Annotated in this window: 1 pseudogene; it reads left to right on the top strand. The window is 52.2% G+C overall.

The features are described from left to right. Positions 1-118 precede the first annotated feature (118 nt). A pseudogene (locus tag ACTIF6_RS26850) lies at positions 119-538 on the top strand (tRNA 2-thiocytidine(32) synthetase TtcA); the annotation flags it as partial.

Below are 538 nucleotides of genomic sequence, written 5' to 3'. Positions count from 1 at the left end.
ACTCGACCTCATGTTCCTAGGCTTCATCAGCTTCGTGCTCGTCGCTGATGGTCTGCGGTTGTGTTAACAGGCCCTAGCTCGCATCGAGGACAATTCCAATCCTAGGAAGAACTTCTCTATGAACAATTTGGATTCCATTGTCAGCTCCCATTCGCAGGCCACCGGTGTGGCGAGTGGGGCGTTTTTGAAGCGCGAGACGCCCGAATTGTCGAACTCCGCTCAAGGTGCCCAGAAAAAAATCCGGCGTCATACAGGTCGAGCAATCAAAGACTTCACGATGATTCAGGATGGCGACCTGATCATGGCTTGCATGTCGGGTGGGGCTGACTCCTACACGATGTTGGACACGCTGCTTTACTTCAAGAGCGTGGCTCCCATCAAGTTTGACGTGATTGCTGTAAATCTCGACCAAAAGCAGCCAGGGTTCCCCGAGGATGTGCTTCCGAGGTACTTCACCGAGCGGCAAATTCCGTTTCGAATCATCGAGCAAGATACTTACAGCATAGTGAAGGAGAAGATCGCACCGGGGAAGACTACA

This window comes from Hydrogenophaga sp. (assembly GCF_051860785.1).
GTDB lineage: Bacteria > Pseudomonadota > Gammaproteobacteria > Burkholderiales > Burkholderiaceae_C > Hydrogenophaga.
Note: the sequence above shows the minus strand (reverse complement) of the source record. Positions and strands in the feature narration are given on the sequence as shown.